Source organism: Patescibacteria group bacterium (assembly GCA_020148145.1).
In the GTDB taxonomy this organism is placed as follows: Bacteria; Patescibacteriota; Minisyncoccia; order Minisyncoccales; family JAHCRE01; genus JAHCRE01.
Window position 1 is genome coordinate 55258 of the sequence record JAHCRE010000011.1, and the last position, 23991, is coordinate 79248.

Consider the following 23991-nt stretch of genomic DNA (forward strand, 5'->3'; position numbering starts at 1 on the left):
AGATCGCGATCCACAATTATAATTGCTTAACTACTTCAATTGCTTTACCTAGTTGTGGATCGCGATCTTCCTCATAGTCCTCGAGAGTCATCTCCACTTCTATATCGGGTTCAAGCCCCTGGTCAGTAATGAGCTCGCCTTTTGGGGTCAACCATTTGGCTACTGTAATTTTTAAAGAAGAGCCTCCTTTTAATTCTTCCAGTTCCTGGATAGAGCCTTTACCAAAAGAAGTTTCCCCAATTATTTTTATGCCTCGATTATCTCGTAGCGCACCAGCTAAAATTTCTGATCCCGAAGCCGACCCCTGATTAATTAAGATAACGGTTGGATGGGGTAAAAGCCAGGAATTCCCTCCGGCTTTATATTCCTTTTTCTCTTTACCAACACCGAAATCTTCAATTACCACTACATCTCCTCTTTCTAAAAACCAACCGGCAATATCCTGGGCCACCTCCAAATAGCCCCCGGGATTATTCCTTAAATCCAAAATTATCTTTTTTGCTGGACTATCTAAAATCTCAATAGCTGCCTTCTTAAAATCTAAACTTGCCTTTTCAGAAAACTGATAGATTTCTAAGTGGGCAATATCTCCTTCAATTAATTCCCATTTTAAAGAAGGAATTTCAATTACTGCTCTCACAATTTTAATTTCCTTTGGTTCTTCCCAACCTTCCCGAAAAATTGTTAAGGTAACCTCAGTTCCCTCTGGGCCCCTAATGAGTGAAACTGCCTCATTAATTGTTAAATCAGCAGTTAAAATATCTTCAACTTTTAAAATTTTATCGCCCGATCTCAAACCAGCCTTTTGAGCCGGTGTTCCTTTCAATGGAGCGATTATTAAAAGTTGACCTTTTTTAATTCCGATTTCAGCCCCAATTCCTTCAAAAACCCCTTTGACTTCCTCAATAAATTTTTCTGTTTCTTCAGGATCCAAAAAAATAGTATAGGGATCATCTAGAGACCTTACCATTCCCGAAATTGCCCCATAAATCATTTGCTGAATATCAAACTTCTGAGGCTCAGCAAATTTCTCTTCCAAAACTTCCCAGGCCTCCCAGAAAAGAGAAAAATCAAGTTCTTCGGGTGGACAAACTGGACAAACCACCTGTAATTCTCCAAATAAAAAACCTAAGCCAAAACTCACTAAGATTCCGACCACTAAAAAAACAAAAATTATTCTTTTCTTACTAAAAATTGGCATATTAGATTTTTATAGCAGAAATTAATTAGAAAGTCTAATCTCCATAAAATTATTGTAAACCCAGTATGACAACTCTAACAAGGTTTTCTTTCAGAAAACCTTATATTTGCGGAGTAAGTCAGAGTTGCACTACTGGGTAAATAAAAACTGAGCTAGTTTTAAGATAAGCTCAGTTGAGAAAAGTAGAAGACTGAGGAGTGCTGGAGTAAAATTTTGGATATTATCTAAGGGAATTGATAATTTTCTCTGCAATTGCAATGGCTATTGCTTTCTGGGTTTCTTTAGTTTGCGCCCCTATGTGAGGGGTACAAACTACATTTGGTAATTTTACTAATTCTGAATTTTCGGGCGGTTCAACTTCGTAAACATCTAATGCCGCTCCTCTCAGTTTTCCGGATTTTAGCGCTTGTAAAAGAGCCTTTTCATCCACAACTGAACCTCTAGATGTGTTGATTAAGCAAGCTCCCTTTTTCATAAATTGAAACTCCTTTGTCCCAATCATGTGAAAGGTTTGCTCGGTTAATGGAACATGTAGCGTGATTACATCGCTTCTTTGTAATGATTCTTTGAGTGGAACGAATTCTGCTTCAAGTTCTTTTAGTAACTCTGGGCTCGGCGGATTCCGTTTTGTAATAAGTATTTTCATTCTTAAAGCTTTCGCTATCTCAGCTACTCTCTTGCCAACGTTTCCCAAGCCTATTATGCCAAGAGTTTTATCTTTCAGCTGCCAACCCATCAGTTCCTCCTTAATCCACTTTCCCTCCTTTATGGCCCGGTCAGCAGATGGGATATTTCGCGCTAACGAAATCATCAATCCTATTGTTAGTTCGGCAGCGGCTTGGGCAATGGCTTCTGACGTATTTAAAACAATGATTCTTCTTTTTTTCGCAGCCTCCATATCAATGTTGTCTAAGCCTCCACCAGCCCGACCTATAACTTTTAGTTGCCATCCAGCTTTAATGATTTCCTTTGTAATTTTGGTCCGACTTCGCACGATTAGTGCATCGTAGCCTGAAACTACTTTTTTTAACTGCTCAGAGGAAATCGTAGGGTTTAGGTCAACTTCGAAACCTGCTTTTTGCAACCTTTCTATCCCTGCCTTATGAATTGGGTCACAGATAAGAACCTTCAATATTTTTCACCTTCTTTAAAAAAGAACTATTTTGATTATAGCATTACTCAAAATTTTTTCAATATTTAGTTGGTTAGTTATTTCACGAGCTTAAAATAAAAAACGCCAGAAAATGGCGCTTTATTATAGAAAAAAAGGGGGGATTGAAGTGTTTTATCTTCGGGGGCTTGAATTTTTATGACGGCGGTGTCCATGGTGGGGCTACATAGCCAAACTGTTTTGCTATGACTACTACATCGAAGATGTCGATTATCTGGTCCTGTTTTAGGTCAGCTCTAGAGTTCCATTCTGGACGTGACTCGCCTGGTAGATAGTATGATCCGAAGGCCTTCGCCATGACGACTATATCGAAGATGTCCACAGATCCGTCCGAGTTTAAGTCCTCTGCAGGAAGGTCCTCTTTCCACATTGGATAGAAGTCGATGCCTGGATATAATGGGTCGTGGTCCCATCCTTGAACCCAGTCCCTCTCCCAGTGACGATCCAAAGGGTTGTCCAACGGAACGCTTGGACAATCCTCAATGTAGATTTCTTGAAGTTCAGAGTAGATTGCTTTTCTTATTTCTAGATCCGTTTCCATTTCTCCCTTTTCGACCAGTTCGTCAACGACAGAATTGTTGTATCCTTGCAATACTGCGAAAGTTCCATAGCTGTACATAAACGGGGAGATGAAGTTATGTGGATCTGTAGAGCCAGCGAACATATTAGTAAACCAAACCGGTAACTCCGTAAAGTCATTCGATACTTCCACAACATCGATGTGAAATTTCGGGTTTAGGCTCTCAATGTTCATCTCCAGAAATTGGCACGCCATCCCCATCTCTATGTTTCCCAGCTCGTAACAGATGGCCATTGTGAAGCCGTTGGCCCACAGTTGTCCACCCCAAGCACTTCTGAAGTGTTCTTCTGCTTTGGCAAAGTCAAGATAGTATCCGAATTGACTCAGACCCTGATCATAACCAAGTATCTCTGGTATTATGGGTGTAACTATCTGATACGCTTCTCTCATGCACACTTCTTCGATGAACATATCGTAGTCAAAGCTGTAGGCAAAGGCCTTCCTAACGTCAATGTCGCTAAAGAAATCCGGTGGAATTCCTGATTCATCTAATGTGCCTGGAGATAATCCTCCTGGTACACCCATGTATGGACTCGTCGTCGATATCTTGAAGTTGAAGAACATGGCATCAACAGAGAATGTAGGTAGAGGATAGACGCAACGTATCCCTGGTTGTCCAAAAAGTTCTTCGGCATACATCCTTGGAACATCTATTATATCAAGGTCGCCAGCTAAGAACATTAGTTTTCTTGTGGACCATTCTGGGATTATCTCACCTTCAATCACATTGCAATAACCCCGAGAATCCTCAGCCGGCCACCCAGAATGATAGGCTTCGAATTTTTTCAATCTCCATCTTATTCCTGGTTCCCAGAAGTCTAATTCCCAGGGACCAGTTCCATTCATTTTAGGGTCGTCGGGCTCTTCTGGTTTTGGTTCTTCAGGCTTACTAAGGTTATAATCAAGGGGCGATTTCTTGTCCTTTAACAAGTTACCGTATTTTTTGACCCATTCGGTTATTTTTTTTGGGTCAACTCCAAGCCCAGGGAACTCTCCGCTCTGTTTTAGTAACCAACTCTTAGGCATTATCGACGCGCTTCTGTGTTTCAACAGACGATGAAACGTCTTTGTCAAAGTATACATCTTCTTCTTAAAGTGAAAAATGATGCGGTTCTCTTTAACTTTTATTGCTTCATTTATTAATTCTAAGATTTTCTTCGCTTTTTCTTCATCTTTCAAATCATCAAGAGAGAGCTGTTTCTTATCAAAGAACTGTAAGAGCTGTTCCTTATCAATCAGAAGATCAAGAAGATTTGCTGCTGTATTATGACCTTCTATCGCCAGTCCCATTATCATTAACCTGGCTAAGGAGTGCTTTACGTCCTCTGCGGTCAGAGTTTCTTCGCCGTGAAATTTAACGTCTTTTTTTATTTCTACCATGGCCTTCTGATTATCTTTGGACCACTCGAGACCATCTTTTGTAATAAGTGCGTATTTTTTCTTTCTTTTACTTAACAATGTTTCATAGACATTGGATACAAGGTCGCTTTCTTGTTTAAGGTCAAGGGCCGGATCACAGGTTTTAGGGTCGCTCCTGCCTACTTTTACTTTCTCCTTGTTTTTCTGCGCTTGAACTGAAACTTCGAATTGAAGACAGATCGAAAGCAGTAGCATCAAAGCCAAAGCCAACATTATAGCTTTTTTGTTCGTTACTTTTTCCTCCTTTTCTATTTATTTTGTCAAATAGCCAATTACTTTCTTACCATTTTCAAGAAAAAAAGTCAATATTTTATCAATTCGAATTAGCAAAACCTCGCTCAAAGCGAGGTTTTTAGCTTGTGCCCCCACCCCGACTTGAACGGAGATTTACTGCTTAAAAGGCAGTTACTCTACCATTGAGTTATGGGGGCTTAGTCGCTCCGCTCCCTCTCGCTCGCTTTACTTGCTCGAGCGCTCGCCTTCGGCTCGCTTCGCTTCGCTCCTGGACCCCTTTCTTCAAAAGAAAGGTGTCCAACCTCCAAAGAAATATAAGGTAAAAATTATTTTAGATGAACTTGCTGTCATTCTCTTCCTAAGAGGACTTTTTTATTGCTTCGCTTATTATTCTTACTACTTCCTCGCCTATTCTTTCTTGAGCTTCTTTAGTAGAAGCGCCAATATGCGGGGTAAAAGTTAAATTCGTTAGTTTAATTAATTCTGAAACTTTTAGTGGTTCAACCTCAAATACATCAAGACCTGCACCTGCAATTTCTTTGTTTTTTAAAGCGTCGATTAAAGCGTTTTCGTCGACAACACAACCTCTAGCTGCATTTATTAGGATAGCAGTAGATTTCATCTTTGAAAATTCATTCTTACTAATCATATGTCTAGTCTCATCGGTTAAGGGCGTGTGAACAGAAACATAATCCGATTTCCGCAAAAGTTCATCAAGAGTCACCATCTCTATCTGTTCCACTTTAGTATATGGGTCATATCCAATCACCCTCATACCCAGTCCTTTTCCAAGTTGTGCTAATTCTCTGCCAATTCTCCCTAATCCTATGATTCCTAATATTTTCCCGTATAACTCTTGCCCTTTTAGTTCTTTCTTTTCCCATTTTCCTTTTTTTATCCCGGTAGTACCCCTGACAATATGTCTGGACAGAGCGAACATATGAGCTAAAGCTAATTCGGCAACAGAAATAGATGAGGCGGCAGGAGTGTTAAACACCTTTATCCCTCTCTTTTTAGCATGAGCAACATCTATATTATCAAGGCCGACCCCACCCCTTATTATCAGTTTCATATTATCCATCTTGTCTATCATATTCTTTTGAACCTTTGTCGCACCCCTGACAACCATAAAATCATAACCTTCTACCTTATCTGTTAATTCCTCTTTTGGCAACGACGAAAAGTCAGAAACCTCCAAGCCTAATTTTTTTAATTTCTCTATAGCGCTCTTAATTATGGAATCTGCTATCAATACTTTCATATTTAATCTAAATTTTTTAGCATCTCTTTTGCTATCTTAACGCTCTGGCCTAATTTTATTGGATATCCTAAATCCTTCAAAGAAAATTCAAGGGCTGATATGGCGGTTATAATATCAAATCGTCCTACATATCCCAGGTGGGCTATACGGATAACCTTGCCCTTTAAATGTGCCTGTCCACCAGCAACCTGAACTCCATATTTTTTATCAAGGGTATCTTTTAAGGTAGCTCCGTCAATTCCTTGAGGAACCTTTATTACAGTTAGAGCAGACGCAGGATTCTTTGAAAAAAGTTCTAATCCTAAGGCCTTGACTGCTTCTCTGGTGGCCTCGGCAAGTTTTTGGTGCCTTAAAAGTACTTTGCCTATGCCTTCTTTTTTTATTCTTGAAAGCGATTTATCCAAGGCCCTTATAATAGATATTCCAGGAGTAAATTTTGTTGGAAGTTTCTTTTCAAATGCTTTTAAGTATTCCTTGAAGTCAAAATAATACTTTGGACATTTTGAACTACCTGCAAATTTCCAGGCCTTCTCTGATATACTGACAAATGCAAGTCCGGGTGGAAGCATAAGACCTTTTTGAGAAGCCGATACACAGATGTCAACGCCCCAATTATCAGTTTGGATATCGCAAGCCCCGAGCCCAGATATTGCATCCACCACCAGGATGGTTCCTGGTCTATTACGAACAATTTCTCCATATTTCTCAATAGGAAATAATGTTCCGGTTGATGTTTCACAAAGGGTTGCAAAAACAACCTTTATATCCGGATATTTGTCAAGTAAATTTTTTACCTTCTCTGGTTTTACATAATCTCCCCACTCAACATCCAAACTTATTACTTCAATTCCAAATGCCTTGCATATTTCTACCCACCTCTCACCGAACTTACCACCCATTATACATAATGCCTTATCTCCAGGAGAAAGGGTGTTTACGACCGCACCTTCCATAGCCCCTGTCCCAGATGAGAGAAAAGTAAGGATTATATTTTTAGTTTTAAATACGGTTTTCAAATCCTCGCTTATTCTCTCAAATATCTCCAAAAACTCTTTTGTCCGGTGATGAATAATAGGCTGGGCTTCAGCAAGCCTAACATCATCTGGTATAGGGGTTGGTCCTGGAGTAAGAAGATATCTTTTTTTCATATATTAATTAAAATAAAAAAAATCAAATAATTGTTAAATCTTAAAAGGCATTAAGAGAAATAATTAAAATTATATTCCTTCTTTTTTTAATTTTTCTAATAGTTCTTTTTGTTTCTTTGTTAATCTCCTTGGGGTCTTAACAAGCAACTCCACATAAAGGTTTCCTCTGCCATGACCTGAAAAACGAGGAATTCCTTTTTTTGAAATTCGCAAAATCTTTCCTGATTCAGCCCCCCGGGGAATTTTTAATAAAATTTTCTTTCTTTCTAAAGTTTCAATTTCGATTTCATCTCCTAAAGCGACCTGAGAAAAAGAAATTGGAACTTTAATATAAAGATCATCACCCCTTCTTTTAAAAATTGGATGTTCTTTAATAGAAATCCTAACGTATAAATCCCCCGGTCTTCCTCCTCTTTTACCGGCATTACCCTTTCCCTCAACTTTTATTATCTGGCTTGAATCAACTCCAGCCGGAATAAAAAATTTAATATCTCCTTCCCCTCTTATCCTTCCTTCTCCTTTACAAACATTACAAGGAGTCTCTGGTCTTTGACCTTCTCCTTTACATTCAGGACAAATAATAAATCTAGTAAAAGATCCAAAAAATGTTCTTTTGACTTGCTGAACTTGACCTGTTCCTCGACAAGAAAAACATTCCTTGATTTTAGTCCCTGGCTCTCCCCCTTTACCCTGACAACGAGAGCATAAAATCATTTTAGTTAAAGAAATTTGTTTTTCCTGATTCTTTAAAGTTTCTTCTAAGGGAATTTCAAGAATAATTTTAATATCCCTTCCTCTTTTTAAATCTTTTTTTCTTGTTGGAGCACCGAACCCAAAAATTTCCTCAACCATTTCGCTTAAATCTCCGAGGTCTCCAAAATCAAACCCCCAGCCAGAGGCTGGTCCGCCTTGGGCGGAAAAATCCCCCTTAGGTCTTCCCCAGGCCCAGGTAAAATCAAAACCTGGCCCAAATCCTTTTCCTTCGAAAACTCGACCAAATCTGTCATACTGGGTTCTTTTTTCTCTATCTGAAAGAATCTGGTAGGCCTCATTTATTTCTTTGAAACGCTTCCCATCCCCTCCTTTATCTGGATGATATTTATGAGCCAACTTATAATAGGCCTTCTTGATTTCTTCTGGCGAGGCTTTACGAGAAACACCCAAAATTTTGTAATAATCCTTTTGCATTTTAAAATGAGTTTATTTTTCTTTAAATTCTCCTTCCTCAGCTGTAGGTTCATCTTCTTTTGGTTTTTCTTTCGGTTTTTCAGGGCTGGCTTTTTTGTACATCTCAGCTCCAATTTTTTGAATTGCCTGAGATAATTCTTGGGTCTTATTTTTTATTTCCTCTATATTATCACCTTCTTTTACTCCTTTCAAATCTTTAACTTTTTCCTCAACTTCCTTTTTTGTCTCTGAAGAAATTTTATCTCCGGCCTCTTTCAGGGTCCTTTCGGTGGTATAGATTAAATTATCAGCCAAGTTTTTAGCTTCGCTTAATTCTCGCTTTTTACGATCTTCTTTTGCATGTAATTCTGCTTCTTTTTTCATTTTCTCTATCTCTTCTTTTGATAAACCTATTGATCCCTCAATTCTAATCGACTGAGAGCGAGAGGTTCCCTTATCTTTGGCTGTAACAGTTAAAATTCCATTAGCATCAATATCAAATTTCACTTCAACTTGGGGAATTCCTCTTGGAGCAGGCGGAATTCCATCTAAAATAAACCTTCCCAATGACCTATTATTAGTTGCCATTGACCTTTCCCCTTGCAAAACATTTACTTCAACCGATGTCTGACTATCAGCTGCAGTTGAAAATATTTGAGTTTTTGCTGTAGGAATAGTGGTATTTTTGGAAATCATGGCTGTATTTATTCCACCCAAGGTCTCAATTCCAAGAGAAAGCGGTAAAACATCCAACAAAAGAACACTCTTTATTTCTCCTTCTGGCGCTCTTCCCTCTTCCTTTGCTCTCAAAATCTCTCCCTGAATAGCTGCTCCCATTGCCACTACTTCTTCAGGATTAATAGTTTTGTTAGGCTCTTTGCCAAAAAAATTCTTAACCGCCTCTCTAACAGCTGGAGTTAAAGTTGTACCTCCAACCAAAATAACTTCATCGATGTCGTCTTTACTTAATTTTGCCTCTTTTAAGGTTTTTTTCACTCTTTCAATTGATCTTTCAACCAAATCTCGGGTCTGGTTCTCCAGCTGAGCCCTTTTCAATTTATAATACAAATGCTTTGGCCCCGAAGTATCTGAGGAAATAAATGGGAGGTTAATTTCTGTTTCTATTGCCGAAGATAATTCTATTTTCGCATTTTCGGCTGCCTCTTTTAATCTTTGTAAAGCCAAGGGGTCTTTTGATAAATCAATTCCTTGATCTTTTTTAAATTGCCCAACTATCCAGTCAATTATTCTCTGGTCAAAGTCATTTCCCCCTAAATGAGCCTCTCCGCCGGTAGCTAAAACTTCAACTGTATCTGGAGCCACATTCAAAATTGTCACATCAAAAGTTCCTCCTCCAAAGTCATAAACAACAACTTTTTCTGGCTTTTTCTTTCCCAATCCATAAGTCAGAGCAGCTGCCGTAGGCTCATTAATAACTCTCAAAACTTTAAATCCGGCAATTTCTCCGGCTGTTTTAGTTGTTTTTCTTTGGGAGTCATCGAAATTTGCTGGACAAGTAATAACAGCTGTTTCCACTTTCTCGCCTAATTTTTCTTCTGCATCTAATTTTATTTTTTGTAAAATCATTGAGGAAATTTCAATCGCTGTGTGCCATTTATCACCCATTTTTATCTCAACCCCACCATCTGCCCTTGCTCTTGTCTCGTAGGGTAAGCGTTTTAGCTCTTTTTGAACTTCGGGGTCAGAGTGTCTTCTACCAATAAACCTTTTTACTGCGAAAATAGTATTTTTGGGATTGGTAATTGCTTGCCTTTTGGCTAAAATCCCAACAAGCCTTTCTCCATTTTTTGCCAATGCCACAATTGAGGGTATCAGAATTGAACCCTCTCTACTTTCTATACATTTTGGCTCACCTGCTAAGATGGTGGCCATCTTTGAAATTGAGGTCCCTAAATCAATACCTAGTACTTTACTCATAGTTAGTTCGCGGCACGACTCGCTCACTTTGTTCGCTCGTCTAACACCGCTCTTTAAAAACCCTAGGACGGAAGTTTCCGCAGAGCTAAGAACTCTCGCGTCCCTTCGGTTTTTAATATTTTCCTATACGGGAGAGCCGGAAGGTTCTCCCAGACGGGGCTTTCCGACTCAACCCGCTTCGCAGGTTTCGCGGAGAAGCCTCGCGTCTTGGCCGACCCCCTTCCGATATGGGGGTGTTAAATTTTAATTCGACCTTTGAAATTATTTATTAATCAAATCAACAGCGTAGTTAGTAGGTCTACAAATTCCCATATTTGCTGGAATATCAAACTTTTTTCCACTAGGTAACGAAGCCCGTTGAGATATCCTACCACTTGTTACCCCTATAACTTTTCCGCTATCCAGGGAAAATACTGGTGAACCACTTGAGCCTTTATTAATGTGAGTATCGATCATAAAGAAATGTAGCGAGCCATCTTTGCCACGTCTCTTCACTGAACTAATAATACAGTGGTTTGTGTTCATTGTAATCCCAAATTTCATACCTAATAGTACTGTAGCCAAAGGATATCCTATAAAAACAACCTCATCCCCTTCTTTAACTGATTCTGAATCACCGAATCCTTCAATTGTTTCAAAATTATTCTTATCGGAAATTATTTGCATTAAAGCTAAATCGTTCTCTTCGTCTTTGTCTAATAATTTCACTTTGTATCTGTCATAATGCGTTATCCCTTTTTCATCGGTTTTACCCGGCACTGAAACCTCCAGATAACGAAGTTCGTTTTCAGGAATGTTTTTATATACATGCCAACAAGTTAAAAATTTACCATCATGAGAAACTATAAAACCAGTCCCTCTAATACTTACTTTGCCTTGATTTTTCTCTCCAGGTATATAGAGGGCCACTAAAATAATTGGTTTTTTATTTTGTTCTATAATTTGACTGATTTTCATATTATTTACATTATTATTGATTATTTTTTATATCTTCAGGGAAATTTTTTATTTTTTTTGTAATGGATGTTCCCTCAGTGAAAATAAAATAATTATACGTACGATATTCGACTTTTGATTCAGATCTCGATTCAGCTTTCGAAGTGGAATTTGATTGGGGGCTATCTTTTTTAAATAATCTTTTAAAGAAAGTTATTGTCCTTGGCTCTACAAGTATAACTAACAAAATACATAAACCTCCGACGAAAAGATAGGTATAACGATTCCATTCTGAAAATTTAAAATTATTAGTTATTACAACTTTTAGCAAAATCATCCCTATTATTAAAAATGCGATTATTCTTCCTATGATTTTCATTTATTTAACTATTTTTACCTTAGCTGGTCTCAAGACCTTGCCGTGTAACAAATAGCCTTTTTGAACTTCTTCAATGACAATTCCTGAATCTTTGTCTTTTATTTCAACTTCTTCAACTATTTCCTGGAAATTTGGGTCAAATTTTTGCCCAATTGTTTTTATTTCTTCTACTCCCTGACTTTTTAAAAAATCTTTAATTTGGGCCTTAATTTGCAATAATCCTTTTACATTCTCATCATTTTTTAAATTTGCCGGTATCTTTTTTTCAACTATTTCAAAATTATCTAAAATTGACAGGATTTTTAAAATTAAATCTATATTGGTATATTTTAACATTTCTGAAACTCTCTCTATCTCTTCTTTTTTGTAATTCAAAAAGTCAGCCCTAGTTCTCTGCCAACTAGCTAAATATTCATTTTTTAATTTTTGACATTCTTTAAGCTGTTTTTTAAAATCTTCAATATTTAACCTCTTTTTTTCTTTATTTTTAACGCCTAGTTTCTTCTTTTCCTCTTTCATATTCCGTAATTTATAATTCAGATAGAACTATAAAATTAATTGTAATACATTTTCTACAATCGTAGAATTTATACTACATTAATATTCTGCCAATATTTTCATTAATGAGTTAATCAAGCCAATGTTTTTCTGATAAGCCATTCTTTTTGGGCCCAAAATTGCTAAGGTTGCCTTTTTTCTTTTGGGAAATTTACTTTGAGAAATTATTAAACTAAAATCTTTTGATTTTGGGATTGGATTTTCTTTACCAATATAAACTTTTATTTTAGGCAGGTGTCTATTTTCGAAAATAAAATCCTCAATGTTCTTTTCAAAACTCTCAACCATTTCCAAAAAATTTTTAACATATTCAATATTTTCAAATTCAGGCTCATCGAAAGTTTCTTGCCAACCTTCTTTCCAAAAGATTTTCTCATCAAAAAGATAAGAAAGGGCTAAATTGGAAGAAAGGGAGGCTAAAATTTTGGTAATTTCCCGAGAAAACTTCAGAGAATCTTCAATTTGGCGTTCTATTCTTTTAATTTCTTTAAAAAATTCTTTATCAGAAAATTCTAAAAATTCTTCTTTAAATAAACGATCAACAAAAAATCTAAAACCTTTATCAGTAGGGATTCTACCAGCTGAAGTATGAGGTTGATACAAAAATCCAAGATCAGTTAATTTTTGCATCTCGATTCTAATTGTTGCCGGAGAAATCCTAAAATCATACTTTCTCTCTAAAAGTTCAGAGCTAATGGGTTTTGCTAAATCGATATAATCATTGACTACACTATTTAATATTTGTTCTTGGCGCTCAGTTATTTTCATGTATCCATTATAGCAAACCAAAATTAGCGGTCAAGACCCGAGAGTGATAATTCGGGTATGAAAAAAAGAGGAAGCTAGTTAAGTATTTTTTGATACTTTTTAGGCTTCCTTTTTAGAAGACTTCGACAAGAGATGAAATCCGTGCTACTATAACTCCATTTTTATAGAGAAAAATATCTTTCAAAGTGATCTCAACTTTATCACCTTCAACAGGAGGAAGCTTCGTTGGGGAGCAGCCTGAACGACCGGTTACTTTTTGTAGTACAAACTTTTCTTCCATCTTGTCGATTTTATAGATCGAACTTTCTGTCATAAAGAGCAATTTTTCATCTCCTTTATTCAATTTTCAAACTCTTTAATTATAGCATCTATAAAAAATTTGTCAAGAACTGAGGAGGTATATTTTTTAAATTGAATCTGCTAAAATAGTTTAATGGATAAAAGGACTCTGATTTTATTAATTATTATCCTTATTATTGCTGCCTTTTTTAGACTATGGCAGTTAAATTCAATTCCGCCAGGACTTTATCCTGATGTGGCAATAAATGGAAATGAAGCCTTAACTGCTCTGAAAACTGGGAATTTTAAAGTCTTTTATCCTGAAAATAATGGCCGAGAAGGCCTTTTTATTAATTTAATTTCCTTATCTTTTTCAATTTTTGGAGTGAAAATCTGGTCAATAAAAATAGTAGCTGCAATAATCGGTATTTTCACTGTCTTTGGATTTTATTTATTAGTAAAAGAGTTATTCGCTCAAACTCCAAACTCCAGGCTCCAGGCTACAAATATTGCTCTTTTGACCAGTTTCTTTTTGGCTACTTCTTTCTGGCACACTAATTTTTCTAGGATTGGCTTTCGGGCAATCTTACTTCCTTTTATCTTAGTTTTTTCTTTTTATTTTCTATTAAGAGGCCTTCGCCGAAGAAAGATTTTGGATTTTATAATTTCGGGGATATTCTTTGGTTTAGGTTTTTATACTTATATTTCTTTTAGATTCGCTGTCTTAATTCTTCTGGTTATTTTAATTCCTTTTTGGTTTATTTACAGAAAAGAGGGGCAATCAAAAAAAATTCTGTTTTTTGTCTGCTGTTTTTTGTTTTCTGTTTTTATTACAGCTTTACCAATTGGAATTTATTTTTTAAAAAATCCCCAATACTTTATTTCCCGGGCCGCTCCTATTTCGATATTTGCCACTGAAAATCCTATCAAAGCCTTTAGTGTAAGTCTTATTCAACATCTGGCAATGTTTAATTTTTATGGCGATTCAAATTGGCGTCACAATTTTTCAGGTTCACCGATGCTCCCTTGGCCATTGGGGATTTTATTTTTAATTGGAATTGCTATTTCATTCAAAGAATGTATATCGTCAACAAAAAATAAAAACTGGGTACTGGTCACTGATTACTGGTTACTACTGTCCTGGTTCTTTATCCTACTCTTACCAGGTATTTTAACTTTCGAAGGAGTCCCCCACTCTCTAAGAGTAATTGGCATAATTCCAGTAGTTTATGTTTTTGTTGGGCTAGCTAGCTGGAAAATTTACCAATTTTTTGAGAAAAATACTAAAAGAAAAAAAATGTTATTTTTCGCCTGTCTTTTATTCCTTATTGCTATCTCTTATTCTGAATTTAATAAATACTTTTTTGATTGGGGAAAAAGCCCAGAAGTTGAAGGAGCTTTTACAAAAAGATTTGCTGAAATTGGTTATTTTTTAAATTCTTTACCGAAAGAAGCAAAAAAATATGTAATTGTTAATGAGCCAGGAGTTTCTGTTCCTTGGCCAGATGGCATTCCGATGCCAGCTCAGACCATCATGTTCATTGAGAATATAAAATATGATTCCCCTCAATCAACTTATCTATTGCCAGAAGACTTAGATCAGATTAAGATAGATAAAAAAACAGTAATTGTCCCGATGAAATACGACCAGAATATATTTGGTGAATTTTCAAAAAGATTCCCTGGAGGAAAAATAGAAGAAAAAGAAGGATTTTTTGTATATAAAATTAATTTTTAACTAAATATGTCTAATCGCCTCACCAATTTTATTGCCGCTCTTTTGTTAATATTTGTGTTCTTCATAACTATTTTCAGTATGAAAGATGATTCTGCCACCATGGATGAGGTTGCCCATTTACCATCGGGTTACTCATATCTGACCCAAAAGGATATGAGATTAAATCCTGAGCATCCTCCCTTAATAAAAGATTTATCTGCCCTTCCCCTGCTTTTTATCAAAGGTATAAATTTTCCACAAGATATTAAAAACTGGAAAGAAGATATTAATGGCCAATGGGGATTTGGCTATCACTTTTTATATAAAACTGGTAATCCGGCAGACCAAATGATTTTTTGGGGAAGAATTCCAATGATTTTAATCTTAATTTTACTTGGATTTTATATTTTTTTATGGACAAAAGAGCTTTTTGGTAATAAAGCTGCTCTGATATCTCTATTTTTATTTTCTTTTTCACCGACTTTTCTTGCCCACGGAAAATTAGTAACCACTGATGTTGGAGCGGCAGCCGGAGTATTCATTGCTACTTATTATTTTGTTAAGTTTTTAAAAAATTCCTCCAAGAAAAATTTAATAATTGCTGGAATCTCCTTAGGCCTTGCCCAATTGGCAAAGTTTTCAGTAATTTTCCTCTTTCCCTGTTTTGGAATTTTAATTTTAGCTTGGGCAGTAATTAAGGCATTTGATTTTAAATCATTTCTAAAATTTTTTGGTATTTATCTTTTATGTTTTGTTTTAATCTTGGTTATTGCTTATCTCTTAATCTGGCCAGTTTATCAATATCACGTTTTAGATTATCCCAAAGAAAGACAGGTCAGGGATACTGAATTTTTACTTTCCTCTTTTGGAAACAAAAGCTTAGTTAATTTAGTAAGTTGGATGGCAGATAAACCAATTTTGAGACCCTATGCTCAATATCTTTTAGGGCTTTTTCTGGTTTTACAAAGAGGAGCAGGTGGCCATACAACCTATTTTCTGGGAGAGATTTCAGCCACTGGCTGGAGAAATTATTTTCCAATAGTCTATATCATAAAAGAGCCTTTGGCCTTTCATATTTTAACAATTCTGGCCTTGCTTTATATTAGCTGGCTGATTAAAAGACTTTTCTGGGTCAATACTTTTCGAAGACTTTTTGATTGGCTAAAAAATCATTTTCCAGAATTTGCCATGCTCTGTTTTATTGGAATTTACTGGACAGCCAGCCTGATTTCTAATCTCAATATTGGGGTTCGCCATCTTTTACCAACATTTCCTTTTACTTTTATTTTAGTTAGTATCGTTATAACCTCCTGGTTAAAATCCCCTCCTTTTGGAATAAAATATTTAATTTTAGGAATCCTGATTCTATGGCAAATAACTTCAGTTATTTCCATTTATCCTCATTTTTTATCTTACTTTAATGAAATAGCTGGCGGACCTGATCAAGGTTTCATCTATAGTGTTAATTCTAATTTAGATTGGGGGCAAGATTTAAAAAGATTAAAAAAATGGGTCAATGAAAATAAAATCGAAAAAATTTATGTTGATTATTTTGGTGGCGGGGATGCTAAATATTATTTAAAAGAAAAATTTGCCCCTTGGTGGGGCACTAAAGATCCAAGAGAATTGCCAAAAGGAAGTTATTTAGCTGTATCAGTCACTTTTTTGCAAGGTGGCCGGGGAATACCAGTCCCTGGCTTTAATCAACCTCATAGTTACTATCGTTGGCTTGACCAAGAAGAACCCATAGAAAAAATTGGTCATTCAATCTTCGTCTATTATATAGATTGAAAATGGACCCCTTTTTATAAAAAAGGGGTCCACTATCGTTTGTATCTAAAGGTGGCTAAGTTGCCAAATCTTAGCTCAATATATTCTAAATCCTTTCGATTTTCTGAAGGGATTTTTTCTTTTAAGACTAAACTCAGTTTTGTCAGTTGCCAAGCGATGTCTCCTTTTAGATCAAAATAAATTTCCCAACTCTCAATGGTTTTAACATTTAAACGTTCACTAAGGGCGATAAGTTCCTCAACTTCAATTTTAAGTTCTTCTGAAATATTTTTTTGAATTCTTAAAATTTTCTCAAGATAATCTTTTTCAATCACCTTTTCTCCTAAAACAGAAAGGGGAATATTTTGTCTATCTTTAATTTTGAGTAAATTTGTCTCTAACTGAGCCTTCTCAAAGATAATTCCTTTATTATCCAGCAAAAAACAATTCTCCTCTTGGCAAAAAGTAGCAATTGCCAATCTCTCTACCACAATAATATTTAAACTATCAGGGAATCCCCGGCTAATTTCAATCTCAGCTATTTGAAGAAAGCTATTTAAGACATCTTTTTTAATTTTATTTAAATTAACTAGAAAAATGCTTTTGGTAGGAAAAAATAAAATTTTTTCCTCTAAGTTACTTTCAACTACAGCTTTAATATTTTCTTTTGAAACCTTCTCATTACCAGAAACAATAACTCTTTCTACCTGAAAAAATGAGGAGAAAATAAAAAAATAAAAAATAACTCCAGAAATAATTAAAATTAAGAGAGTTAACCAGAAAAACCGATTTTTCAAAATCGATTTTTTTCTTTTAATTTTATAAGGTCTTCTAAATTTCTTTCTCATCTTAAAAACCTCTTTTGTCGCTCGCCCTCATCCGGCCTTACGGCTGGCGGTTGCCTTCGGCAACCTTCGGGCTCACTCCTAAGAAACCTTTGGTTTCTTACGTCGGTTGTCTCCAACAACCTCCTATTTTTCCACCACGGGAGGATACCCAATCCTCCCGACCCCTCCTGTGTAAAAGAGGTTTCTAAAAACCTCTTTTTGTTTTTCTTATTTTTTCAAAAATAAAAGTTAACCAATATTTTTGGGAAATGGGAAAATCTTGAGTTTTAACATATTCTTTTTTATAACCCCCAAAGCCTTTTTTAAATAAAGTTAAACCAGCCCAGGGATGTTTTGGATTTTCTTTTGAAGCTATTCCCCAAAAATTAAATTTTTGACAGCCTCTTTTTTTTGCCTTTAATATTGCCTCCCAGAGTAAAGAATAAGAGGCCGGAATCTTTGAATATCTTAACAAAGAAGCTCCATGATGATAAAAGGCTAAATTTTGCCAGAAAATGAAAATTCCAGAAGAAATAATTTCATTTTTGTATTTTCCAAAAAAAATCAAAATTTGATTATCGGGTGAAAAACTCGAAAATTCATTTTTTAAATATTTTAGAGAGAAAGGGATAAATTTTTGGCGTGAAACTACATCCCGATAGAGTTTATAAAAAATTTCAAGATCTTTTGGATTTTGACTACTGAATATTTCCACTCCCTCTTTTGGAGATTTGCGAATTAAATAACGGGTAGTTTTTCGCATATTTTTCAAGAGTTCCTCTTTCAAGGGTGAAATATCCAATTCCCAGGTCAGTTCTGGGTGGATATGAATAGGAGCGTTTCTAAAACCTAAATTTTTGAAAATTTCAATATTTTCTTTAGTTCCCTCTAAAATTGGACCTACCCTAATAAAACTTGCATTTTCCTCTTTTGCAATCTTTTTTAATTTTTCTAATAATATTTTCAAAACTTGTTGCTTGTTGCTTGTTGCTTGTTGCTTGAAAACCAGGCTGTGGGGCAAAAACAAAAAAGTTCCTCTCTTAGCCTGAATTTTATAGAAAAAGGCAGTAGAAATTAAGTTGTCATTTTCAAAAATTCCAAATCTCCAGATTTTGTTTCCCATCATTTTTTGAAATTCTCCCCAATTCCAGGATTGCAAAAATGTCTTTTCTTTACATCCCGAAAGGAAACCTTCCCAAACTTCTTTAATTTGAATTTTTTTAATCTCCATAGATTTTTAAGAAATCAGCAATTTTTTTGGCTTGTTTTTGAGAAATGTTGATATGGGTTGGCAAGTTCAAAATAGCTTGAGCTACTTTTTCAGATTCCGGACAGCTACCTGAAAGATATCTCATCTTTTCAATGTTAGTATCTAAAGGGACTATTGGGCTTTTTCTCCAACCATCATCCAGATAAATTTTTCTCTTTCTGGCTTTTTTTAAAATTTCATCTGTATCAAAATTTAGCAAAATTGGATAACGAAGGAAAGTCGGAACCCTTTCTTCTCTTGCTTTAGCTAAAGGAAGAAGAAAATTAGTATTTTTAAGTTCTTTTTGATAAAAATTAGCAATTTCTCTCCGGTGCTTGTTAAACCTTTCCAATTTTCTAAATTGATTTAGAGCTAAAATGGATAGTACATTTGGGAGACGTTTTGGGAAATATTTCGGAATCCTTCCCTTTTTTTCTTCTCTATGAACTGCTTTAGAGAGAATAGAGAGTTTATGGGATAAGCCCAGAAGAATTCTTCCTAAATTAGGACCTAAACCGTAAGCTGGTATTATTAAATAATTTACCAAAATTGGATGCAGAAGTTGTTGAAAAATCCAGAAATTGGAGGGGTAATCTATTCTTTCTTGGAATTCTTTTATTTTTTCAGCTAGTTTCTCATTATTAGTGACTGCCATTCCTCCAAATACAGAAGAAATTATTTTATCTCGGCCAAAAGAAAAAAAAGCTACGTCGCCAAAAGTTCCACAAAACTTTCCTTTAAATTTGGCTCCCAATGAATGGGCAGAATCTTCAATTAAGAATAAATTATGCTCTTTAGTAATTTTTAAAATCTCGCTTATTTTAGCTGGCCAACCAAAATTATGTTGAATCATTACTGCTTTTGATCGAGAAGTGATCTTTTTTCTCAAGTCTTCTGGATCCATATTTATAGTATCATCTATATCAACAAAAACAGGTTCAGCTCCCTTTTTCAAAATTGGATTTATTGCTGCATTACAAGTGAAAGCTTGTAATAAAACCTCGTCTCCTCCTCCTATTTCTAAAGCCTCTAAAATTGCCAAAAAAGCTGAGCGGCCGCTATTAAAAGAAAAGGTATTTTTTACCCCTAAATATTTTTTAAAATTTTGTTCTAAATTTTTAATTTCAGGTCCTTCTTTCCATTTCTTTGGCTGAAAAATTAATTTTAAAGCTAAATCAATGTCATCTTTTTCAGTATTTGGAGATAAAGAAATTGTAATTGGCTTAAATCCTTGACAAAATTTCATAAGGGTGTATAGTTAAATTACAAAAAATAAGGAGGTGAGAGAATGAAAGCTTTTTGTCTCTATCTTCTGAAAACAGAACAGGAAAGACACAAGGAACTCATAGGGGTAGTCTTAGCTGAATCTAGAAGCAAAGCTCTTAAAAAAGTGGCTACAAAGTTCCACGGTGATTATAAGCCCGGGGGAGATATTGTTCGAGGTAGACTTCTAGGAGTACCTAGCGTTTTCCTCGTTGATGAAGAACTAACATATCTCATTCAATAGAATCCTTAATTCAGCAGCTCTTTAACAACTCTCGTATTCCAAAGGTGCCGCATTTATCAAATGCGGTATTTTTTATTCAATTAATAAATTAATTAACTGATTAGGTACCCTACTTTCTAAAAGTATTACATCTTCCTTCGCCCTTCGGGCTTCGGAGGACAAGTCTCCCTCAATAAAAATTTTGATCTTCTCAAAAATTGCTCTAGGATCTTTTAAAAATAAAATATTTTCCTCTGATATCCCACTCTTTACTGCTTCTTCTTTTATCTCTTTAAATCTTTCTTTTGTGGTAATAATTGCCAAATTGCAAACCTGACCAATCCTCTCCCCTATTCTCTTGTGAACCTCAATTGTTGTCTTACCTAATTCAATCAAACAAGGCATAACAATTATTTTTTTTCCTTTCCAGATTTTTAAATATTCCAAATGATAGATTACTCCATCAGGATTGGTTGAATAAGTTGAATCAATAATATTTAAACCATTTTTTCCCTGCCTCGCCGGCAGGCGGGCTTTTAATAATTTCACTCCCCCTTGCCAAGGTTTAATTTTCTGACAGGCTTTGGAAATTTCTTGAAATGACATTCCCAATTCTTTGGCAACACAAATTGCTGCTAAAAGATTTGGGGCATTTTGAGCTCCTAAAAGATTTACTTTAAAATTAGCCCAATCCCCATCGTTTGAAAAAACTTTAAAAGAAAGAGAGTCTTTCTCAACCTTAATCTCTTCTGTCCAAATGTCCCCCTGTAGTGTATTTTCTACGATCGTAGGAAATGTACTACGATAGATTTTTTTTGGTATTTTTGTTTTTTGATAAAGTTGGACACAATATTTATTATTACCATTAAAAATGGCCAGACCATCTCCTGGTAAAGATTCAATGAGTTCATATTTTGTTTTAATGATATTTTCTTGAGAGCCAAAGGTAGCCAGGTGCTGTTCATTAATTCCAGTTAAAATGCCAATTTTTGGCTTAGTAATATCACAAAGAAGCTTTATTCCTCCCCGATTGTAAGCCCCCATCTCAACAATAAAAATTTGGTGTTCAGGTTTTAAATCATTTAAAATACATTGGGAAATGCCAATTTCACTATTTTGATGCCCGAAAGTTTTTAAAACTTTGCCGCCTTCGCCAGAGGCTACGGCGGATCCTCCATAGTTCGTTTTTTGACGAATAGAGGGGGAAAACTTTTCTTCTAAAATAGTTGCTAGAAATTCTTTGGTTGAGGTTTTGCCGAAGCTTCCGGTAATGCCAACAACTATTAAATCTTTAAATTTCTCTCTTTTTTTCTTGGCTTTTTGAATAATGTGCCATCTTGCCAAAACTGTTAAAGGTTGAAGGAGAAGAACTATTAGAGAAGCAATTAGTGGAGTCAAGATATCAAAAACAAGAAGCCAGAAAGCAAATCGGGTAATATTCTTTATATTAAAAAAGAGGGTAAAAAGGAAAAAGATTTCAAAGAACAAAATTACTAAGATTAAAAGGGTAGTTTTTTTAGTCAAAACTGGCTTTTTTAGTTTCTTTTGGAGAAAATTTCTAAAGGCCTGGCTTGATTCAATGAAATACAAAAATAATAAAAGAATGGGGAGGGAGGCTGGGAAAATAAAAAAAATGAGAATTAGGACTATTTTTAAAAAAATAAGTGGATTAAATATTAGTTCCTTTCCTTTTTCTGTTTGAAAATGAGCTCGAAACCTTCCAATATGATATTCTTTTAGTTGCCAAAGGTAAAGATAAAATAAGAAAATTTTGGTTTTACTGATAAACCAAAAAAGGCTTAAAAAAATACTTAAAGGAAAAAAATTAGCCATCTTTTAACTTAAATATGACATATTTCTCACGATCGTAGGAAATGTGTTATGATTTCAGCTAGTTTTTCTGGAACTTCTAGATTAGGGGTGTGAGGGGCTTTTGGGATAATCTCTAAAATTGAGTGGGGAATTCTTTCTTTCATTAAATAGGCATCTTCTAAGGGAACTGACTTATCTCTTTCTCCCCAAATAATTAGAGTCTTTGTTTTAATCTGAGAAAGTTCAGGAAGAAGATCTTCTGCCACTACTTTTTTGAAAGTTTCTTTCATTACTCCTTTTACCTTTTGATAATCTCTCTGGCGTAAAAATAAATAGAAAATATTTCTAGCTGAGTCTTTAAATCTTTTTAAAAATCCTTTAGAAAATAAAAAATTTCCGAGACGGGCTAAATTGAAAAATATTTTCTGGCGAGTATTGAAACTATGTTTAATTCCTGCTGAAGCGCACAAAATTAAATTTTTTAACTTTTCAGGATATAATCTGGCAAATTTTATTGTTATTCTCCCACCAAAAGAATGACCCATTAAAATTATTTTTTCTAACTTGAGATTTTTAATAAAATTTAATAAAAAATCACTATAATCTCTCACTGTCCAGGGAATGGGAGGGCTAATACTTTTCCCAAATCCCGGTAAATCGAGGCAAATTACTAAAAACCCCTGATTGGCTAAAATTTTCCGAACTTCAATCCAGGAATCTGATGATCCTCCCCAACCATGCAAAATTAAAAGAGGTTCTCCCTCTCCCTCTATTTTGAAATTGACTTTTAAATTGTTAATTAAAATTACTTTTTCCTCTGTCATCTTTTAATTACTTTGAAAGGAAGATATTTTTGTAGAACTTTCGGAACATTAATTTTTCCATCTTTTCTTTGATAATTTTCGATGATGGCAGCTAGAATTCTTGGCACAGCAATCCCAGTATCATTTAGTGAGTGGGCAAATTTAATCTTACCATCTTTGGTTCGATAGCGAATGTTTAAGCGGCGGGTTTGGAAATCGAAGAGGTAGGAGTCTGAATGAGTCTCGCGATACCTCTTCTGAGAAGGAATCCAAGCTTCAATATCGTATCTTTTAACCTGACCATCAGCCAAGTCTCCTGCACAACAATTAACTACTCGATATGGCAAATCCAAAGCTTGCATAAGTTCCTCAGAGTTTTTAAGAAGTTCTTCATGCCATTTTATTGACTTTTTTTCATCGTTTTTACAAATAATAACCTGTTCAGTCTGCCAAAACTCATGAACCCGAAAAATTCCCTTAACATCTTTACCATAACTCCCTACTTCTCTCCGAAATGCCTCAGAGATCCCAACATATTTCTTTGGTAATTCTTTTTCTTCTAATATCTCATTGGCATGATATGCCATTAAAGGAACTTCTGTAGTTCCAGCTAAGAATAAATCATCACTCGTTACATAAGTATCTTCCCTACCCCTCGGAAACATTCCTGTCCCAGTCATAGCAAACTCTTTCACCATCACTGTTGGCCTGAAGGGGATAAAACCTTTTTTGATTAAGTAATCAAGCGACCATCGAAGAAGAACTTGTTCAAGTAAAACTGCCTCATTTTTAATCACATATTGCCTGAATCCACCAATCTTCGTCCCACGCTTAAGATCTAAAAGGTCTAAAGACTCCATAAGAGTAATATAATCTTTTGGAGAAAAATTAAATTTTGGTAGTTTTCCCCAAAATTTCACCGGGACGTTATCTTCCTCTGTTTTTCCCTCGGGAACATCAGGGGCTGGCGGAATGGGAACTTGAAGCATTAAATCCTGCAACTCTTTTTCAATTTCTTTTAATTTTTCATCGTAATTCTTTATTTCTTCTCTTTCCTCCCTTCCCTTTTCTATTTTTATAGATATTGGCCCTGGCCCAGTGACATCTCTCGCCACTATACTACTAGTATCGCGATGTTGAGCCCTCAATTCATCTCTTTTTTTTATAAGGTCTCTTCTTTCTTTATCTAGCTTCAAAATTCGATCAATATCAACTTTGACCTGTTTTTTTTGGCATCCCTCTTTGACAATATCTGGATTGTTTCTTATAAATTTTATATCTAACATAT

General features: G+C 35.3%; 21 protein-coding genes and 1 tRNA gene. 3 read left to right on the plus strand and 19 right to left on the minus strand.

The features are described 5' to 3' along the window. Window positions 1–16 precede the first annotated feature (16 nt). From KJA15_01385 to KJA15_01445, 13 genes are all read right to left on the minus strand, one after another. Window positions 17–1201, minus strand: coding sequence for a S41 family peptidase (locus KJA15_01385; GenBank protein ID MBZ9571977.1), 1185 nt, complete (start codon window positions 1199–1201; stop codon window positions 17–19). Window positions 1202–1421: 220 nt separating this feature from the next. Further along, complete coding sequence (locus KJA15_01390) at window positions 1422–2336, minus strand: hydroxyacid dehydrogenase (GenBank protein ID MBZ9571978.1); 915 nt, start codon at window positions 2334–2336, stop codon at window positions 1422–1424. Window positions 2337–2508: 172 nt separating this feature from the next. Then, window positions 2509–4584, minus strand: a complete 2076-nt coding sequence (locus KJA15_01395; protein MBZ9571979.1) for a hypothetical protein — start codon at window positions 4582–4584, stop codon at window positions 2509–2511. A 147-nt stretch (window positions 4585–4731) separates the two neighbouring features. Then, a tRNA-Lys gene (locus KJA15_01400) sits at window positions 4732–4802 on the minus strand. Between the two features lie 161 nt (window positions 4803–4963). After that, window positions 4964–5866 (minus strand): D-2-hydroxyacid dehydrogenase, encoded by a 903-nt coding sequence (locus KJA15_01405; GenBank protein ID MBZ9571980.1) that lies wholly within the window; start codon window positions 5864–5866, stop codon window positions 4964–4966. A 2-nt stretch (window positions 5867–5868) separates the two neighbouring features. Then, window positions 5869–7014: an alanine--glyoxylate aminotransferase family protein gene (locus KJA15_01410; protein MBZ9571981.1), complete on the minus strand. Its 1146-nt coding sequence runs from the start codon at window positions 7012–7014 to the stop codon at window positions 5869–5871. A 69-nt stretch (window positions 7015–7083) separates the two neighbouring features. Continuing rightward, the gene (gene dnaJ, locus KJA15_01415; GenBank protein MBZ9571982.1) at window positions 7084–8202 is read right to left on the minus strand and encodes a molecular chaperone DnaJ; all 1119 of its coding nucleotides are present in this window, start codon (window positions 8200–8202) and stop codon (window positions 7084–7086) included. Window positions 8203–8214: 12 nt separating this feature from the next. Then, complete coding sequence (gene dnaK / locus KJA15_01420; GenBank protein MBZ9571983.1) at window positions 8215–10119, minus strand: molecular chaperone DnaK; 1905 nt, start codon at window positions 10117–10119, stop codon at window positions 8215–8217. A gap of 261 nt (window positions 10120–10380) precedes the next feature. Beyond that, entirely contained in the window at window positions 10381–11076 is a 696-nt protein-coding gene (locus KJA15_01425; GenBank protein ID MBZ9571984.1) for a trypsin-like peptidase domain-containing protein, read from the minus strand. Window positions 11077–11089: 13 nt separating this feature from the next. Beyond that, window positions 11090–11434: a hypothetical protein gene (locus KJA15_01430; protein ID MBZ9571985.1), complete on the minus strand. Its 345-nt coding sequence runs from the start codon at window positions 11432–11434 to the stop codon at window positions 11090–11092. Continuing rightward, window positions 11435–11953 (minus strand): nucleotide exchange factor GrpE, encoded by a 519-nt coding sequence (locus KJA15_01435; protein ID MBZ9571986.1) that lies wholly within the window; start codon window positions 11951–11953, stop codon window positions 11435–11437. It abuts the gene before it with no gap. A gap of 78 nt (window positions 11954–12031) precedes the next feature. After that, window positions 12032–12760: a hypothetical protein gene (locus tag KJA15_01440; GenBank protein ID MBZ9571987.1), complete on the minus strand. Its 729-nt coding sequence runs from the start codon at window positions 12758–12760 to the stop codon at window positions 12032–12034. A 112-nt stretch (window positions 12761–12872) separates the two neighbouring features. Further along, a complete protein-coding gene (locus tag KJA15_01445) occupies window positions 12873–13073 on the minus strand; it encodes a hypothetical protein (GenBank protein ID MBZ9571988.1) in 201 nt (66 codons plus the stop codon). 120 nt (window positions 13074–13193) lie between these two features. On the opposite strand from KJA15_01445, the gene KJA15_01450 reads away from it, so the two are divergent. Next, window positions 13194–14777, plus strand: a complete 1584-nt coding sequence (locus KJA15_01450) for a glycosyltransferase family 39 protein (protein MBZ9571989.1) — start codon at window positions 13194–13196, stop codon at window positions 14775–14777. Window positions 14778–14783: 6 nt separating this feature from the next. Beyond that, window positions 14784–16547 (plus strand): glycosyltransferase family 39 protein, encoded by a 1764-nt coding sequence (locus KJA15_01455; protein MBZ9571990.1) that lies wholly within the window; start codon window positions 14784–14786, stop codon window positions 16545–16547. A 32-nt stretch (window positions 16548–16579) separates the two neighbouring features. On the opposite strand, the gene KJA15_01460 is transcribed toward KJA15_01455, so the two are convergent. The 3 genes from KJA15_01460 to KJA15_01470 all read right to left on the minus strand — a co-directional run bounded on the left by KJA15_01460 (window position 16580) and on the right by KJA15_01470 (window position 19848). Then, entirely contained in the window at window positions 16580–17374 is a 795-nt protein-coding gene (locus tag KJA15_01460; protein MBZ9571991.1) for an FtsQ-type POTRA domain-containing protein, read from the minus strand. Between the two features lie 184 nt (window positions 17375–17558). Beyond that, window positions 17559–18584, minus strand: a complete 1026-nt coding sequence (locus KJA15_01465; protein MBZ9571992.1) for a peptidoglycan bridge formation glycyltransferase FemA/FemB family protein — start codon at window positions 18582–18584, stop codon at window positions 17559–17561. Next, window positions 18574–19848: an aminotransferase class V-fold PLP-dependent enzyme gene (locus tag KJA15_01470; GenBank protein ID MBZ9571993.1), complete on the minus strand. Its 1275-nt coding sequence runs from the start codon at window positions 19846–19848 to the stop codon at window positions 18574–18576. The genes KJA15_01465 and KJA15_01470 overlap by 11 nt, the downstream gene beginning before the upstream one ends. A gap of 42 nt (window positions 19849–19890) precedes the next feature. Here KJA15_01470 and KJA15_01475 point away from each other — a divergent pair, with 42 nt between their 5' ends. Further along, window positions 19891–20109: a hypothetical protein gene (locus tag KJA15_01475; protein MBZ9571994.1), complete on the plus strand. Its 219-nt coding sequence runs from the start codon at window positions 19891–19893 to the stop codon at window positions 20107–20109. A 72-nt stretch (window positions 20110–20181) separates the two neighbouring features. Here the strand turns inward: KJA15_01475 and KJA15_01480 are convergent, their stop codons facing one another. Genes KJA15_01480 through serS form a run of 3 tightly spaced genes read right to left on the minus strand, consistent with a single transcriptional unit; the run spans window position 20182 to window position 23989 of the window. Next, window positions 20182–21921 (minus strand): UDP-N-acetylmuramoyl-tripeptide--D-alanyl-D-alanine ligase, encoded by a 1740-nt coding sequence (locus KJA15_01480; GenBank protein ID MBZ9571995.1) that lies wholly within the window; start codon window positions 21919–21921, stop codon window positions 20182–20184. A gap of 26 nt (window positions 21922–21947) precedes the next feature. Then, window positions 21948–22724, minus strand: a complete 777-nt coding sequence (locus KJA15_01485; protein ID MBZ9571996.1) for an alpha/beta hydrolase — start codon at window positions 22722–22724, stop codon at window positions 21948–21950. Beyond that, entirely contained in the window at window positions 22721–23989 is a 1269-nt protein-coding gene (serS, locus tag KJA15_01490; protein ID MBZ9571997.1) for a serine--tRNA ligase, read from the minus strand. Before serS ends, KJA15_01485 begins: the two co-directional genes overlap by 4 nt. Window positions 23990–23991 lie beyond the last annotated feature (2 nt).

Bases quoted from the DNA above. Each gene is read 5' to 3' on its own strand.
- KJA15_01410 (MBZ9571981.1), bottom strand. From the start codon at position 7,014: ATGAAAAAAAGATATCTTCTTACTCCAGGACCAACCCCTATACCAGAT.
- KJA15_01395 (MBZ9571979.1), bottom strand. From the start codon at position 4,584: ATGTTGGCTTTGGCTTTGATGCTACTGCTTTCGATCTGTCTTCAATTC.
- KJA15_01385 (MBZ9571977.1), bottom strand. From the start codon at position 1,201: ATGCCAATTTTTAGTAAGAAAAGAATAATTTTTGTTTTTTTAGTGGTC.
- KJA15_01470 (MBZ9571993.1), bottom strand. From the start codon at position 19,848: ATGAAATTTTGTCAAGGATTTAAGCCAATTACAATTTCTTTATCTCCA.
- KJA15_01455 (MBZ9571990.1), top strand. From the start codon at position 14,784: ATGTCTAATCGCCTCACCAATTTTATTGCCGCTCTTTTGTTAATATTT.
- dnaJ (MBZ9571982.1), bottom strand. From the start codon at position 8,202: ATGCAAAAGGATTATTACAAAATTTTGGGTGTTTCTCGTAAAGCCTCG.
- KJA15_01425 (MBZ9571984.1), bottom strand. From the start codon at position 11,076: ATGAAAATCAGTCAAATTATAGAACAAAATAAAAAACCAATTATTTTA.
- KJA15_01480 (MBZ9571995.1), bottom strand. From the start codon at position 21,921: ATGGCTAATTTTTTTCCTTTAAGTATTTTTTTAAGCCTTTTTTGGTTT.
- KJA15_01440 (MBZ9571987.1), bottom strand. From the start codon at position 12,760: ATGAAAATAACTGAGCGCCAAGAACAAATATTAAATAGTGTAGTCAAT.
- KJA15_01475 (MBZ9571994.1), top strand. From the start codon at position 19,891: ATGAAAGCTTTTTGTCTCTATCTTCTGAAAACAGAACAGGAAAGACAC.
- serS (MBZ9571997.1), bottom strand. From the start codon at position 23,989: ATGTTAGATATAAAATTTATAAGAAACAATCCAGATATTGTCAAAGAG.
- dnaK (MBZ9571983.1), bottom strand. From the start codon at position 10,119: ATGAGTAAAGTACTAGGTATTGATTTAGGGACCTCAATTTCAAAGATG.
- KJA15_01435 (MBZ9571986.1), bottom strand. From the start codon at position 11,953: ATGAAAGAGGAAAAGAAGAAACTAGGCGTTAAAAATAAAGAAAAAAAG.
- KJA15_01405 (MBZ9571980.1), bottom strand. From the start codon at position 5,866: ATGAAAGTATTGATAGCAGATTCCATAATTAAGAGCGCTATAGAGAAA.
- KJA15_01445 (MBZ9571988.1), bottom strand. From the start codon at position 13,073: ATGACAGAAAGTTCGATCTATAAAATCGACAAGATGGAAGAAAAGTTT.
- KJA15_01450 (MBZ9571989.1), top strand. From the start codon at position 13,194: ATGGATAAAAGGACTCTGATTTTATTAATTATTATCCTTATTATTGCT.
- KJA15_01460 (MBZ9571991.1), bottom strand. From the start codon at position 17,374: ATGAGAAAGAAATTTAGAAGACCTTATAAAATTAAAAGAAAAAAATCG.
- KJA15_01465 (MBZ9571992.1), bottom strand. From the start codon at position 18,584: ATGGAGATTAAAAAAATTCAAATTAAAGAAGTTTGGGAAGGTTTCCTT.
- KJA15_01485 (MBZ9571996.1), bottom strand. From the start codon at position 22,724: ATGACAGAGGAAAAAGTAATTTTAATTAACAATTTAAAAGTCAATTTC.
- KJA15_01430 (MBZ9571985.1), bottom strand. From the start codon at position 11,434: ATGAAAATCATAGGAAGAATAATCGCATTTTTAATAATAGGGATGATT.